At 71.6% G+C, this 14,713-nt stretch carries 12 protein-coding genes; 3 read left to right on the top strand and 9 right to left on the bottom strand.

What is annotated here, in order from left to right; genetic code table 11:
* Nucleotide 1: 1 nt before the first annotated feature.
* On the bottom strand, nt 2-439 hold the full coding sequence (locus ACFYUZ_RS15315) for a DUF948 domain-containing protein (protein WP_389309086.1): 438 nt from the start codon (nt 437-439) through the stop codon (nt 2-4).
* Between the two features lie 158 nt (nt 440-597).
* Here ACFYUZ_RS15315 and ACFYUZ_RS15310 point away from each other — a divergent pair, with 158 nt between their 5' ends.
* Nucleotides 598-2,811: an ATP-binding protein gene (locus ACFYUZ_RS15310; RefSeq protein WP_389309084.1), complete on the top strand. Its 2,214-nt coding sequence runs from the start codon at nt 598-600 to the stop codon at nt 2,809-2,811.
* A 28-nt stretch (nt 2,812-2,839) separates the two neighbouring features.
* On the opposite strand, the gene rpsD is transcribed toward ACFYUZ_RS15310, so the two are convergent.
* The 5 genes from rpsD to ACFYUZ_RS15285 all read right to left on the bottom strand — a co-directional run bounded on the left by rpsD (nt 2,840) and on the right by ACFYUZ_RS15285 (nt 7,952).
* Nucleotides 2,840-3,454 (bottom strand): 30S ribosomal protein S4, encoded by a 615-nt coding sequence (rpsD, locus tag ACFYUZ_RS15305; RefSeq protein WP_389309082.1) that lies wholly within the window; start codon nt 3,452-3,454, stop codon nt 2,840-2,842.
* Nucleotides 3,455-3,806: 352 nt separating this feature from the next.
* Complete coding sequence (locus ACFYUZ_RS15300; RefSeq protein ID WP_389309080.1) at nt 3,807-5,162, bottom strand: replication-associated recombination protein A; 1,356 nt, start codon at nt 5,160-5,162, stop codon at nt 3,807-3,809.
* Nucleotides 5,163-5,205: 43 nt separating this feature from the next.
* Nucleotides 5,206-5,832 carry a vitamin K epoxide reductase family protein gene (locus ACFYUZ_RS15295; protein ID WP_389309078.1) on the bottom strand — a complete coding sequence of 209 codons (627 nt, stop codon included), beginning with the start codon at nt 5,830-5,832 and terminating at the stop codon, nt 5,206-5,208.
* 132 nt (nt 5,833-5,964) lie between these two features.
* Entirely contained in the window at nt 5,965-7,227 is a 1,263-nt protein-coding gene (gene hisS / locus ACFYUZ_RS15290) for a histidine--tRNA ligase (RefSeq protein WP_389309076.1), read from the bottom strand.
* An 8-nt stretch (nt 7,228-7,235) separates the two neighbouring features.
* Entirely contained in the window at nt 7,236-7,952 is a 717-nt protein-coding gene (locus tag ACFYUZ_RS15285) for an MBL fold metallo-hydrolase (protein WP_389309074.1), read from the bottom strand.
* A 162-nt stretch (nt 7,953-8,114) separates the two neighbouring features.
* Here ACFYUZ_RS15285 and ACFYUZ_RS15280 point away from each other — a divergent pair, with 162 nt between their 5' ends.
* Together ACFYUZ_RS15280 and ACFYUZ_RS15275 are read left to right on the top strand one after the other, a co-directional pair.
* Nucleotides 8,115-8,909 carry a peptidylprolyl isomerase gene (locus ACFYUZ_RS15280; protein ID WP_389309073.1) on the top strand — a complete coding sequence of 265 codons (795 nt, stop codon included), beginning with the start codon at nt 8,115-8,117 and terminating at the stop codon, nt 8,907-8,909.
* A gap of 200 nt (nt 8,910-9,109) precedes the next feature.
* Nucleotides 9,110-10,339 (top strand): DUF349 domain-containing protein, encoded by a 1,230-nt coding sequence (locus ACFYUZ_RS15275; RefSeq protein ID WP_389309071.1) that lies wholly within the window; start codon nt 9,110-9,112, stop codon nt 10,337-10,339.
* Nucleotides 10,340-10,404: 65 nt separating this feature from the next.
* Here ACFYUZ_RS15275 and ACFYUZ_RS15270 read toward each other — a convergent pair whose 3' ends face one another.
* The 3 genes from ACFYUZ_RS15270 to secF all read right to left on the bottom strand — a co-directional run bounded on the left by ACFYUZ_RS15270 (nt 10,405) and on the right by secF (nt 14,713).
* Complete coding sequence (locus ACFYUZ_RS15270) at nt 10,405-12,867, bottom strand: RelA/SpoT family protein (protein ID WP_389309069.1); 2,463 nt, start codon at nt 12,865-12,867, stop codon at nt 10,405-10,407.
* A 227-nt stretch (nt 12,868-13,094) separates the two neighbouring features.
* A complete protein-coding gene (locus ACFYUZ_RS15265) occupies nt 13,095-13,646 on the bottom strand; it encodes an adenine phosphoribosyltransferase (RefSeq protein WP_389309067.1) in 552 nt (183 codons plus the stop codon).
* Nucleotides 13,643-14,713: a protein translocase subunit SecF gene (secF, locus tag ACFYUZ_RS15260; RefSeq protein WP_389309065.1), complete on the bottom strand. Its 1,071-nt coding sequence runs from the start codon at nt 14,711-14,713 to the stop codon at nt 13,643-13,645. Before secF ends, ACFYUZ_RS15265 begins: the two co-directional genes overlap by 4 nt.

The following is a 14,713-nucleotide window of genomic DNA, read 5'->3' as shown; positions in this document are numbered from 1 at the left end:
CTCAGCCCTTCTGCTTCCGGCGTCGCGAGGACGGCACGGTACGGCCGACGATCACAGTACGGCGGTCGGTGGCCCGCGGCGCGTCCTGCGCCTCGCGGCTCCGGCCCAGCGCCTTGCGGACGCCGTAGCCGAAGGCGGCCACCTTGACGAGCGGGCCGCCGAAGGTGGAGGCGACGGTCGTGGAGAGCGCGGAGGCGTTGGAGGTGACCTCCTGGACGTCCGAGGCGATGGCGTCGACCCGGTCGAGCTGGGTCTGCGCCGAGCGCACGGTCGCGGACGCTTCGGCCAGCAGGGGAACGGCCTGTTCGGTCACGTCCGCCACCAGCCTGGTGGTCGCCCTGAGCGTCTGTGCCAGCCTCACCAGCGCCACGGCGAGGAAGGAGACGAGGATCGCCCAGAACACGGCCACCAGGATCCCGGCAACCTCTCCACCGGTCACTGTGCACCGCTCTCTGCTGTCGTTGGGCCTTGTGAAAAGTCGTCCCCCGACCCTATCGCGCCCGGGCTGTCCCGCCGTACCGCATTACCGCCCGTGGGGCGGGAGTTACGGGATCCCGATTGTACGGAGCGCGCGCGGGTGAGTACGCTCCGTGTCCCATGCGACGGAGCAATCTCCCGGCGGAGCTGAACCGGTTCGTCGGACGGACCGCCGAGCAGGCCGCACTGACGGCGCTCCTGGAGACATCCCGCCTGGTCACGGTCGTGGGCGTGGGCGGTGTCGGCAAGACGCGGCTGGCACTGCGGGCTGCCGCGGGGGCGCAGAAACGCTACGGCGAAGAGGTCCGGCTCGCCGAGCTCGCACCGCTGCGCGACCCGGGCCTGGTCGCGTACGCCCTGGTGGAGGCCCTCGGGCTGACCGACCACACGCCGAAGGCCCCGCGCGAGGTGCTGGTCGAGCACCTGGCGGAACGGCGGATGCTGCTGGTGGTGGACGGCTTCGAGCACCTGGTGGAGAGCTGCGCGCCGCTGCTGCGGCACCTCCTCGCCCACGCGCCCGGGCTCACCGTGCTCGCCGCCGGCCGGCGGCCCCTGCGGGTGGCGGGCGAGGCGGTGTTCCCCCTGGCCCCGATGGACGAGGCGGACGCGGTGGCGCTGCTCGCCGAGCGGGCGGCGGAGGCGGGCGCGCCGGTGGTGCCGGTGAACCCGGCGGCGCCGCCCGTCCCGGGGGCGGGGGCGGCCCCGGCGCCCGGCGCGGCGGCCGTGCGGGAGCTGTGCCGGCGGCTCGACGGGATCCCGCTCGCCCTCGAACTGGCGGCCGGCCGTCTCCCCCTCCTCTCGGTCGAGCAGATGCTGCACCGTCTCGACGACCGCTTCCGGCTCCTGGCGGACGGCGGACGCGGGGCGCTCCCCCGCCATCAGACGCTGCGCACCGCGATCGGCTGGAGCCACGAGCTGTGCACCCCGGAGGAGCGGCTGCTCTGGGCACGGCTCTCCGTCTTCGCCGGCCCCTTCGACCTGGAGGCGGTGGAGTACGTGTGCGGGAGCCGGGAGCTGCCGCCGGAGCGGGTCCTGGACCACCTCGGGGGCCTGCTCGCGCAGTCGCTGGTGTCACGCGAGGACACCCCCGCGGGCCCCGCCTACCGGCTCCTGGACACGGTCGCGGCGTACGGGGCGGAGTGGCTGGCGGCGCTCGGCGACACGGAGCGGATGCGGCGCCGGCACCGCGACTGGTACATGGGCCTGGCCACCTGGTGCGAGCTGGAGTGGTTCAGCCCCCGCCAGGCGGAGGTGGCGGCCCGTACGGACGCGGCGCTGCCCAATCTGCGGGCGGCGCTCGACCTGTGCCTCGAACTCCCGGAGGACGCGCACCTCGCCCAGCACCTGGCGGGCACGCTCTGGTTCGCCTGGGTGGGCTGCGGGCGCCTGTCGGAGGGCCGGCACTGGCTGGAGCGGGCGCTCGCGCTCGAGTCGGGGCACGAGGAGGCCCGGCTCAAGGCGCTGTGGGTGCTCGGATACGTGACGGTCCTGCAGGGGGACGGCACGGCGGCGGTGGCGGCGCTCCACGAGTGCGGGGAGCGGGCCCGCTCCTCGCGGAACGCGCTGGCGGAGGCGTACGCGACGCACCGGATGGGCTGTCTCGCGCTGCTCTCGGACGATCTGCCTCGGGCCGAGTCGCTGATCGGGCGGGCGCTCGACTCCTACCGGGAGCTCGGCGAGCTGAACAGCAACGTGCTCATGGGGCAGGTCGAGGTGGCGATGGCGCTGGCCTTCCGGGGCGACCTGGAGGGAGCGGTCGCGATCTGCCGGGAGGTCCGGGAGGTCTGCGAGGAGCGCGGGGAGCTCTGGACCCGGGCCTACGCCCTGTACGTCCTGGCCTTCTCGGCGTGGACCCGGGAGGCGTACGGGGAGGCGCGGGAGCTGCTCACCGAGTGCGTCTCGATCAACCACACCTTCCGTGACCTGGTGGGTCTCGTGCTGGCGATCGAGCTGCTCGCGCTCGTGACGGTGAGCGAGGGCGATCCGGCGGAGGCCGCGGTCCTCCAGGGGGCGGCGGTGCCGGTGTGGGACACGGTGGGCATCCGCCTCTTCGGCTCGGAGGCCTTCGACGGACCGCGGGCGCTGTGCGAGCAGCGGGCGGCGGAGGCCCTGGGCGCGGAGGCGTTCGACGCCGCGGTCCGGGCGGGCCGGGGACTCTCGCTCGACGAGGTCGTGGAGCGCGCGCTCGCCGGGCTCCGGGATCCGGCGGCCCTCGGCGGCCCGGCGGACGCGACGGCCCCGCGGCCGTTCCGTACGGCCAGGGCGACGGCGGTCCCGGGAACGCGGAAGCCCGCCGGCTCCCCCACCGGAAAGGGCGGGGAAGCGGCGGGCTGAACACCGCGGGGGTGGTACTAGGCCTGGATCAACGGGCGTAGTACTCGACGACCAGCTGCTCGTCGCAGATGACCGGGATCTCCTTGCGGTTCGGGTCGCGGTCGAGGCGGAAGGCCAGGGCCTTCAGGTTGACCTGCAGGTAGCGCGGGGTCTCGCCGTCGGCGGCGAAGCCACCCTCACGGGCGATCTCGAACAGCGGCTTGTTGCGGCTGCGCTCGCGGACCATGACGACGTCGTCCGGACGGACACGGAACGACGGCTTGTCGACCTTGCCACCGTTGACCTGGATGTGACCGTGCACGACCATCTGGCGGGCCTGGTAGATGGTGCGGGCGATGCCCGAACGCAGGACCAGGGCGTCGAGGCGACGCTCGAGCTCGACGACCAGCGCCTCGCCCGTCTTGCCCTCGGCCTTCTTGGCGCGGTCGTAGGCGCGCGCCATCTGGCGCTCGCTGATGTCGTACTGGGCGCGCAGACGCTGCTTCTCGAGCAGACGGACCTTGTAGTCCGAGTTCTGCTTGCGGCCACGGCCGTGCTCGCCCGGCGGGTAGGGGCGGGCCTCGAAGTACTTGACGGCCTTCGGGGTCAGCGCGATGCCGAGGGCACGCGACTTCTTGACCTTGGGACGGGACTGGTTCGCCATGAACCAACCTCTCTATCTGTACGAATACGGCTTCACCAGGGTTAGGGGAGGTCGCATCCGCAGCCGGGAAACCCGCCGGGTCCGTACGGGACGGACCTGCCGGGCAGCCGCTCCCAGGTCTGGGCACATACGTGCAGCACGCGAACGACCCATCGCCGCTCCCGGGAATCCGGGTGGTGATGGGTGGCCCGCGACACCTTCGAAGGTGCGCGACGCTCCTGGAGACCCCGCCCGGGGGCCGGGTCTCCGGCTGACTGTCCCGTTCTGGTGGTGCCGACCGAAGTCGGACACGGGACGCAGCGATCCGCACCAGTGTACCGGCTCCGGAGGACGCGCTCGCACCGCCGGGGCCCTAGCTCCCCTCGCCCCTCAGTCGCTCCCGCACCCGCTCCACCACGTCCGCGTACCTCGCCTCCGCGCCGTAGCGGGTCGGCTCGTAGTACCGGCGGCCGTGGATCGTGTCCGGGGCGTACTGCTGGGCCGCGATGCCGCCCGGTACGTCGTGGGGGTACACATAGCCCTGGGCGTGGCCGAGCTTGGCCGCGCCCTTGTAGTGGCCGTCGCGCAGGTGCGGCGGGACCGCGCCCGCCAGGCCGCCCCGCACGTCGGCGAGGGCGGCGCCGATCGCGGTCGTCGCCGCGTTCGACTTCGGGGCCAGGGCCAGGGCGATGGTGGCGTGGCTCAGGGTGAGGGCCGCCTCGGGGAAGCCGATCATGGCGACGGCCTGGGCGGCGGCGACGGCGATCGGCAGGGCGTTCGGATCGGCGAGGCCGATGTCCTCGCTCGCGGAGATCATCAGCCGGCGGGCGATGAAGCGCGGGTCCTCCCCCGCCTCGATCATCCGCGCCAGGTAGTGCAGGGCCGCGTCCACGTCCGAGCCGCGGATCGACTTGATGAGCGCGCTCGCCACGTCGTAGTGCTGGTCGCCGTCCCGGTCGTACTTCACGGCCGCCCGGTCGACGGTCTCCTCCACGGTCTGGAGGGTGATCTCCGCCTCGCCCTTGGCGATCGCCGCGCCCGCCGCCGCCTCCAGGGCGGTCAGGGCCCGCCGGGCGTCGCCGCCGGCGACGCGCAGGAGGTGCGCCTCGGCGTCCTCCGGCAGGGTCACGGCCCCGCCGAGTCCCCGCTCGTCGGTGAGGGCCCGGGCCATCAGGCCCTTCAGGTCCTCGTCGGTCAACGGCTCCAGGGTGAGGAGCAGGGAGCGGGAGAGGAGCGGGGAGATCACGGAGAAGTACGGGTTCTCCGTGGTGGCGGCGATCAGCGTCACCCAGCGGTTCTCGACGGCCGGCAGGAGCGAGTCCTGCTGGGCCTTGGAGAAGCGGTGGATCTCGTCGAGGAAGAGGACGGTCTCCTTGCCGAAGCCGCCGACCGCGCGCCGGGCGCCGTCGATGACGGCCCGGACCTCCTTGACGCCCGCGGTGATGGCGGACAGCTCCACGAAGCGCTTGTTCGTGGCCTTCGAGACGACGTACGCCAGGGTGGTCTTCCCGATCCCCGGCGGCCCCCAGAGGATCACGGAGGAGGCGCCGGCGGGGCCGCCGTCCCCGTCCCCGACGAGCCGACGCAGCGGCGAGCCGGGCTTGAGCAGGTGCTGCTGGCCCACCACCTCGTCGAGGGTGCGGGGGCGCATCCGGACGGCCAGCGGACTGCTGGCCGGGTCCTTCTCCTGGCGTTCTTCGGCTGCTGCGGTAAAGAGGTCGGGCTCCACAGTGATGAAGCCTAAGTCAGGGCACCGACAGAGCCGCCCCCGCTCAGCCGGTCCAGAAGTCCCACCAGCGGGTCAGGATCAGCATGCCGATGATCCCGATGTGCAGGACGGGCAGGATCCAGGTGAACTCGTCGAAGAAGGTCTTCAGGCCGCCGGGGGCGGGGATCACGCCGAGGCGCACGTTGTGCGAGGTCACGTACCAGAACATGACGATGGTGGCGACCCAGGCGAGGCAGCACCACAGGCAGAGCGAGTTGATCTCGTACAGCGACTGGTACATCAGCCAGGTGCAGAAGCCGACCCCGAAGAGCGTTCCGGCGTTGAGGCCGAGCCAGTACCAGCGGCGGTAGCGGGCTCCGGCGAGCAGGCCCACGCCGATCGCGATCACCATGGCGTAGGTGACGAGGCCGAGCATGGGGTTCGGGAAGCCGAAGACCGAGGCCTGCTCGCTCTTCATGATGTTGCCGCAGGAGACGATCGGGTTGAGGCTGCACCCCGGCGTGAAGCTGGGGTCCTCCAGCAGCTTGAACTTGTCGATGGTGATGACCCAGGCGGCGAGCAGTCCGGCCGCTCCGGTGATCACGAGGAGCCAGGAGAAGGCCCGGCTCGCCCCGATCGTGCCGCCGCCGTCCCGGCCGGACCCGATCTCGTCCACCGCTGCCTTCGCCATGTCACCTTTTCCCTCGCTCGACCGGCCTTGTGGGCACGGTCATTCTGCAACACCGACCCGTCGTCCGGCCGTTCGCGGGAGATAAGGAGGGGCCCGGACCACGGTGCGGTCCGGGCCCCTGCTCACGACGGGTCAGGCCAGCTTGGCCCGCACGGCCTCGACGAGACCGTCCAGGGCGACGGCCTGCTGCTCGCCGGACTCCATGTCCTTGAGCTGCACGACGCCCTCGGCGAGGTCGCGCTCACCGGCGACGACGGCGAGGCGGGCACCCGAGCGGTTGGCGTCCTTCATGGCGCCCTTGAGGCCCTTGCCGCCGAAGGAGAAGTCGGCGGCGACGCCGGCCCTGCGGAGCTCGGTGATCTTGCCGAAGAGGAGCCGGCGGGCCTCCTCGCCGATGGCGACGGCGAAGACGCTGGTGGCCGCGGGGATGTCGAGCTCGACGCCCTCCGCCTCCAGGGCGAGGACCGTGCGGTCCACGCCGAGCGCCCAGCCCACCGACGGCAGCGCGGGGCCGCCGATCATCTCGGAGAGCCCGTCGTAGCGGCCGCCGCCGCCGACCGCGGACTGCGAGCCGAGACCGTCGTGCACGAACTCGAAGGTGGTCCGGGTGTAGTAGTCCAGGCCGCGCACCAGCTTCGGGTCGTCCTCGAAGACGACGCCCGCCGCGGTGATCAGCACGCGCACCTCCTCGTGGTACGCCTTGCACGCGTCGCAGAGGTAGTCGCGCAGGAGCGGCGCGTCGACCAGCTGCTTCTGGACGTCGGCCCGCTTGTCGTCGAGGACGCGCAGCGGGTTGATCTCGGCGCGGCGCAGGGTCTCCTCGTCGAGGTCGAGACCGCGCAGGAAGGTCTGCAGGGCCTCTCGGTAGACGGGGCGGCACTCCTTGTCGCCGAGCGAGTTCAGCAGGATGCGGAAGTTCCGCAGGCCGAGGGCGCGGTAGGCCTCGTCGGCCAGGATGATCAGCTCGGCGTCCAGCGCCGGGTCCTCGGCGCCGATCGCCTCGGCGCCGACCTGGGAGAAGTGCCTGTAGCGGCCCTTCTGCGGGCGCTCGTAGCGGTAGTACGAGCCGGAGTACCAGAGCTTCACCGGGAGGTTGCCCTGCTTGTGCAGGTTCGCCTCCAGCGCGGCGCGCAGTACGGAGGCGGTGCCCTCGGGGCGCAGGGCGAGCTTGTCGCCGCCCTTGGTCTCGAAGGCGTACATCTCCTTGGTGACGATGTCGGTGGACTCTCCGACACCGCGGGCGAACAGGTTGACGTCCTCGAAGCCGGGGGTCTCGACGTAGCCGTAGCCGGACTTCCGCAGCGGCGCGGCGATCGCGTCACGGACCGCCAGGTACTTCGCGGAGAACGGCGGGATCAGGTCGTACGTGCCCTTGGGGGCCTTGAAGCTGCTCACGTGAGTCGTCACATTCCTCGTCGGGGAGCGTCCGTGCTGCCGCTCCCTTGGCGGCCGGCCGCCACTTCCCGCAGATAGGGGTTCGTGGCGCGTTCCTGGCCGATGGTCGTCTGGGGACCGTGTCCCGACAGGACCACGGTCGAGTTGTCGAGCGGCAGGCACACGCGGGCCAGCGACGCGAGCATCTCGTCCATGTCACCGCCGGGAAGGTCGGTGCGTCCGATGGAGCCGGCGAACAGCAGATCCCCGGAGAAGAACACGGAGGGGATCTCCGTGGTCTCGGGCATCCGGAAGGTCACCGACCCCTTGGTATGACCGGGCGCGTGGGCGACGGAGAACTCCAGACCGGCGAGCTTCAGCTGGGAGCCGTCGGTGAGCTCGCGCACGTCGTCGGGCTCTCCCACGGTCAGCTCGCCCATGAGGGGCATCCCGATGGAGCGGCCGAGGGCCTTCTCCGGGTCGCTCATCATGTAGCGGTCGGACGGGTGGATCCACGCGGGGACGTCATGGGCGCCGCACACCGGGACGACGGAGGCGACGTGGTCGATGTGTCCATGGGTGAGGACGACGGCGACGGGCTTGAGCCGATGCTTCTTCAGCGTCTCCTCGACACCCTGCGCGGCCTGGTGGCCGGGGTCGATGATGACGCACTCCTCGCCTGCGGCGGGGGCGACCAGGTAGCAGTTGGTCCCCCAGGCCCCGGCGGGGAACCCGGCAATCAGCACGTTCGTCCTTAGGTGTCGTCCGGCACGGGGGCGCGGAACTCGTGGAAACACGGAATGCGGCAGATCAGAGCCTACCGGCGGTGCCGCTTCCACAGCCAACCCGTATACGGTACGGGCACATCCGGCCAGGACAGGAACAACCGAGCGACAGGAGCGGACCCGGTGGTCACCAGCGATCAGCGGCGGCGGCAGCTTGCCAGGGAGAAGTACGCGCGCCAGCAGCAGCGGCGGGAGGAGAACCGGCGGAAGACGAAGCGCCGCAACACCGTCATCGCGGCCTCCCTCGCGGTGGTACTGGCCGCGGGCGGCGCCGTCTACGCCTCCGTGGCCCTGACGGACGGGTCCTCGAAGGGCTCGGACGCCGCGGCGGGCGACACGCCCACCACCCCGGCGCCCTCGGAGAGCGAGTCGAAGAGCGCGGAGCCGAAGCTGACCGTGGACGCGAAGGCCACGTACGCGATGGCCCTGAAGACGAACGAGGGCGACATCACGATCACCATGGAGGCGGCGAAGACCCCGCACACGGTGAACTCCTTCAAGCACCTCGCCGACAAGAAGTACTTCGACGGGACCAAGTGCCACCGCCTCACGACCCAGGGCATCTACGTGCTCCAGTGCGGCGACCCCAAGGGCGACGGCACCGGCGGCCCGGGCTACACGATCCCCGACGAGAACCTGGGCGCCCTCGGCAAGGCGGGCGCGGACGGCACCGTGACCTTCCCGGCCGGCACCGTCGCCATGGCCAACACCGGGCAGCCGGGCTCCGGCGGCTCGCAGTTCTTCCTCGTCTACAAGGACACCAAGCTGCCGCCGACCTACACCCCCTTCGGGAAGATCGACGCGGCCGGCCTCGAGGCGGTCCAGGACGTGGCGAAGGCGGGCGTCGAGGGCGGCGCGACGGACGGCGCTCCGAAGAAGCCCGTCACCATCGAGAAGGCGACCGTCGCGAAGAAGTGAGCCCGCTCGTCCGCACGCACGCGTGACCGCCGAATCTCGGTCGCGCTGAGTGCGGACAGCCGGGCCGCCGTTCGCCTAGATTGGCGTTGTGCAGCGTGGGCCGTCGGCCGCGCTGCGGAAGGCGGGCGAGGCCCGCCGGGAAACTGTGGACGATGCCCGGGGGGTACGACCCCGCGACGGCATCATGGTGAGGAGGCGCTGTGAGCAGCGACCCGTGGGGCCGCGTCGACGAGACGGGCACCGTGTACGTGCGGACGGCCGAGGGCGAGAAGGTCGTCGGATCGTGGCAGGCCGGCACCCCTGAGGAGGCCCTGGCCTACTTCGAGCGCAAGTACGAGGGCTTGGTTGTCGAGATCGGCCTCCTCGAGAAGCGGGTGAGGACCACCGACCTCTCGGCGAAGGACGCCACCGCGGCGATCGAGCACATCCGCCAGCAGGTCGACGAGCACCACGCCGTCGGCGACCTGGCCGCGCTCGCGACCCGTCTCGACAAGCTCGTCGAGACGGTCGACTCGCGCCGCGAGGAGCGCAAGGCCCAGAAGGCCAAGCAGACCGACGAGGCGCGTGCCGCCAAGGAGAAGCTCGTCACCGAGGCCGAGGAGCTGGCCCAGAGCGAGCAGTGGCGCTCCGCGGGCGAGCGGCTGCGGGCGCTCGTGGACACCTGGAAGGGCCTTCCCCGGCTCGACCGCAAGTCCGACGACGAGCTGTGGCACCGCTTCTCGCACGCCCGCTCGGCGTTCTCGAAGCGCCGCAAGGCCCACTTCGCGTCGCTGGACGCCCAGCGCGAGGAGGCCCGCAAGGCGAAGGAGCGTCTGGTCGCCGAGGCGGAGTCGCTGTCGAACTCCACCGACTGGGGCAACACGGCGGCCCGCTACCGCGAGCTGATGGCGGACTGGAAGGCGGCCGGCCGCGCCCAGCGCGAGCACGAGGACGACCTGTGGAACCGCTTCCGCGGCGCCCAGGACGTCTTCTTCGCGGCGCGCGGCGAGGTCTTCGCCGAGCGGGACGCGGAGCAGACCGAGAACCTCAAGCTGAAGGAGGAGCTCGCGTCCGAGGCCGAGAAGCTGGTGCCGGTGACGGACCTGAAGGCGGCGCGTGCGGCCTTCCGTTCCCTCAACGAGCGCTGGGAGGCCATCGGCCACGTCCCGCGGGACGCCCGTCCCAAGGTCGAGGGCCGGATGCACACGGTGGAGCGGGCGATCCAGGAGGCCGAGGAGGCCGAGTGGCGCCGGACGAACCCGGAGGCGCGTGCGCGTGCCGCCGGTCTGACCGGCCAGCTCCAGGACGCCGTCGAGAAGCTGCGCAAGCAGATCGACGCCGCCCGCGCCGCCGGGAACGACGCCAAGGCCGACAAGCTGGCGCGCGAGCTGGAGGGCCGCCAGGCCCTGCTCGACCAGGCTCTGAAGGGCCTGCAGGAGTTCGGCGGCTGACGCCCGCCCGCTGTACGAGGAAGGCCCCCGGCTCCGTGCCGGGGGCCTTCCTCGTGTGCGCGTCGCTACGGGCGCCGGGCGCTGGTCACGCGGTAGACGTCGTAGACGCCCTCGACGCCCCGCACGGCCTTCAGGACGTGGCCGAGGTGCTTCGGGTCGCCCATCTCGAAGGTGAAGCGGGAGGTGGCCACCCGGTCGCGGGAGGTCTGGACGGCCGCCGAGAGGATGTTGACGTGCTGGTCCGAGAGGACGCGGGTGACGTCCGAGAGGAGCCGGGAGCGGTCCAGGGCCTCGACCTGGATGGCGACGAGGAAGACCGAGGACTGGGTGGGCGCCCATTCGACGTCCAGGATCCGCTCGGGCTCCCGGGACAGCGACTCGACGTTGACGCAGTCGCTGCGGTGCACGGACACGCCGCTGCCGCGGGTGACGAAGCCGATGATCGGGTCGCCGGGCACCGGGGTGCAGCAGCGGGCCAGCTTCACCCAGACGTCCTCGACGCCCTTGACGACGACGCCGGGGTCGGCGCTGGAGCGGCGCTTGGAGCGGCCGCGGGTCGGCGGGGCGGCCTCGTCGATCTCCTCGGTGGCGGCCTCCTCGCCGCCGAGCGCCTGCACCAGCTTCTGCACGATGGACTGGGCGGTGACGTGGCCCTCGCCGATCGCCGCGTACAGCGAGGAGATGTCGCTGTAGCGCATCTCGTGGGCGAGGGTGACGAGGGAGTCGCCGGTCAGGATCCGCTGGATCGGCAGGTTCTGCTTGCGCATGGCCCGCGCGATGGCGTCCTTGCCCTGCTCGATGGCCTCGTCGCGGCGCTCCTTGGAGAACCAGGCGCGGATCTTGTTCCGGGCGCGCGGGGACTTGACGAAGCCCAGCCAGTCGCGGGAGGGGCCGGCGCCGGCGGCCTTGGAGGTGAAGACCTCGACCAGGTCGCCGTTGTCGAGGGTCGATTCGAGCGGCACGAGGCGCCCGTTGACCCGCGCCCCTATGGTGCGGTGGCCGACCTCGGTGTGGACCGCGTACGAGAAGTCGACGGGGGTGGCGCCGGCGGGCAGCGCGATGACGTCGCCCTTCGGCGTGAAGACGAAGACCTCGTTCCGGGAGAGGTCGAAGCGCAGGGACTCCAGGAACTCGCCGGGGTCCTCGGTCTCCTTCTGCCAGTCGAGGAGCTGGCGCAGCCACGCCATGTCGTTGAGGTGGTCGTCCTTGCCGGTCTTCTTCGGCACGTCGGTGCGCACCTTGGAGGCGCCTGCGACGGCCTCCTGCTTGTACTTCCAGTGCGCGGCGATGCCGTACTCGGCGCGCCGGTGCATGTCGAAGGTGCGGATCTGGAGCTCGACGGGCTTGCCGTTGGGTCCGATGACCGTCGTGTGCAGCGACTGGTACATGTTGAACTTCGGCATCGCGATGTAGTCCTTGAACCGGCCGGGGACCGGGTTCCATCGCGCGTGGACGGTGCCGAGGGCCGCGTAGCAGTCGCGGACGGTGTCCACGAGGACGCGGATGCCGACCAGGTCGTAGATCTCCGCGAAGTCACGGCCGCGGACGATCATCTTCTGGTAGACGCTGTAGTAGTGCTTGGGGCGGCCGGTGACGGTGGCCTTGATCCGGGCGGCCCGCAGGTCGGCCTGGACCTCGTCGGTCACTATGGCGAGGTACTCGTCCCGCTTGGGGGCGCGCTCGGCGACGAGCCGGACGATCTCGTCGTACATCTTGGGGTAGAGGATCGCGAAGGCGAGGTCCTCCAGCTCCCACTTGATGGTGTTCATGCCCAGGCGGTGGGCCAGGGGCGCGTAGATCTCGAGGGTCTCGCGGGCCTTCTTCTCCTGCTTCTCCCGCTTGAGGTAGCGCATGGTGCGCATGTTGTGCAGGCGGTCGGCGAGCTTGATGACCAGGACGCGCGGGTCCTTGGCCATGGCGACGACCATCTTGCGGACGGTCTCGGCCTGCGCGGCCTCGCCGAACCTGACCTTGTCGAGCTTGGTGACGCCGTCGACGAGGAGCGTGACCTGGTCGCCGAAGTCGCGGCGCAGGTCCTCCAGGCCGTACTCGGTGTCCTCGACGGTGTCGTGGAGCAGCCCGGCCATCAGGGTCGCCGGGTCCATGCCGAGCTCGGCGAGGATGGTGGTGACGGCGAGCGGGTGCGTGATGTACGGGTCGCCGCTCTTGCGCTTCTGGCCGCGGTGCCAGCGCTCGGCGACCTGGTAGGCCCGCTCGATCTGGCGGAGCGTCGCCGTCTCGATCTTGGGGTCGTTGGAGCGGACGATCCGCAGCAGCGGTTCGAGGACCGGGTTGTACGGGGAGGAGCGCTGGACGCCGAGGCGGGCGAGGCGGGCGCGGACGCGGTTCGACGAGCCGCCGGAGCGGGCGGGCGCGGGCCGCTCGGGGGCGGCGGGCGCGGGGGCGGGTGCGGCAGGCGCGGGCCTGGTCTCCGCCGGCTTGTTCTGGGGCGTGCCGGTCCCCGGCGCGGCCTTTTCGGCCTTCGGGTCGGGCTGCGCGGCGGAGAGTGACTGGGCCTCGTCTGGCAAGAAGCGCTCCTCTGGGGTCCCCCCGGACGGAGTCTGGGGGAGGTTCCGGGTCCCCCGGTCAGGCCCGGAAAGGCCATGGTATCGAGCCAGGAGTGCCCGTGCTCACGCGCCCGGGTTTCGGACGGCTCCCGAACGGGCAGCGCCTGGGGCCCGGGGGACGTACGGGAGAACGCCTCGGGGCGCCCCGGGAATTCCCCGGAGCGCCCCGATCGGGAGGAACCCCGATGTCAGACCGTGATCAGCGCGGTGAGCGGCGCGCCGTTCAGGGCCGGTTCCAGCCGGGCTCGGCCCGGGAGGAAGCCGAGCTCCATGAGGACGGCGACGCCCGCCACCTCGGCGCCCGCGCGGCGGATCAGCTCGATGGAGGCCTCGGCCGTGCCGCCGGTGGCGAGGACGTCGTCGATGACCATGACGCGGTCGCCCGCGGCCAGGTCCTCGGCGTGCACCTCGATCTCGGCGGTGCCGTACTCCAGCTCGTACGCCTGGCGGAGCGTGGCCCCGGGGAGCTTGCCGGCCTTGCGGACCGGGATGAAGCCCAGGCCCGCGCGGACGGCCACCGGGGCGGCCAGGATGAAGCCGCGGGCCTCCAGGCCGACGATCTTCGTCGCGCCGTGCGCGGAGCACAGCCCGGCGAGGGCGTCGGTGAGCGCCGTGAACGCCGCCGGGTCCGCGAGCAGCGGCGTGATGTCCTTGAACAGCACGCCCGGCTTCGGGTAGTCGGGGACGTCACGGATGCGGCCGAGCAGGAGCTCGACGACGTCCTGGGCCTCCGCGGTCATCCTCGGTGCTCCTGGGTGCCGCGGCGGCTCGCCCGGGGACCCACGACGGCGGCCTCGGCGGACGCGTCGTCCGCCGCGTCCAGCGGCTCGCCCTTGGCCGCGGCGCTGGCGCGCTTGGCCAGGATGCGCTTCTTGAGCGCCTTGATCGACGGCTCGCGCTCCTTGAGGTCCGCCACGAGCGGGGTGGCGATGAAGATCGAGGAGTACGCACCGGCGGCGAGGCCCACGAACAGCGAGAGCGAGATGTCGTTGAGCATGCCGGCGCCGAGGAAGCCGCCACCGATGAAGAGCAGGCCGGCGACCGGCAGCAGCGCGACGACGGTGGTGTTGATCGAACGCACCAGGGTGCCGTTGATCGAGCGGTTGGCCAGCTCGCTGTAGGTGTAGCGGGTCTGCTTCGTGATGCCCTTCGTCTGCTCCTTGAGGGAGTCGAAGACGACGACGGTGTCGTACAGCGAGTAGCCGAGGATCGTCAGCAGACCGATGACCGTACCCACGGTGACCTCGAAGCCGACCAGCGAGTAGATGCCCACCGTGATCGTGAGGTCGTGGATGAGGGCCACGAGTGCCGCGACCGCCATGCGCCACTCGAAGGCGATCGCCAGGTAGATCACCACGAGGATCATGAAGACCCCGAGGCCGGTCCAGGCCTTGGCGGCGATCTGCTCGCCCCAGCTGGGGCCGACGATCTCCGCGGCGATCTTGTCCTCGGGGACGTTCAGGTCCTTGGCGAGCTCCGCGCGGACCTGGTCGGACTTCGCGGTGTCGAGACCGCCGACCTGGATGCGGAGCGAGCCGCTGCCGAGCTCCTGCACGATCGCGTCGTGGCCGGAGGCCTCTTCCGCGTACCCCTGGGCCTGGCTGACGGAGACGTCCGTCTTCGGGGTGGTGAAGACGGCGCCGCCCTGGAACTCGATGCCCATGTTGAGGCCGCGGACGGCCAGGGCGACGATGGCGGTGATGGTGATCAGGATGGACAGGCCATACCAGATCTTGCGGTTGCCGATGAAGTCGTAACCGACCTCACCGCGGTGGAGCCGGGCGCCGAGATCGCCGAGCTTCGACAT

It is taken from the genome of Streptomyces sp. NPDC004266, from assembly GCF_042874095.1.
GTDB lineage: Bacteria > Actinomycetota > Actinomycetes > Streptomycetales > Streptomycetaceae > Streptomyces.
This window is presented reverse-complemented; position numbering and strand designations above follow the sequence as displayed.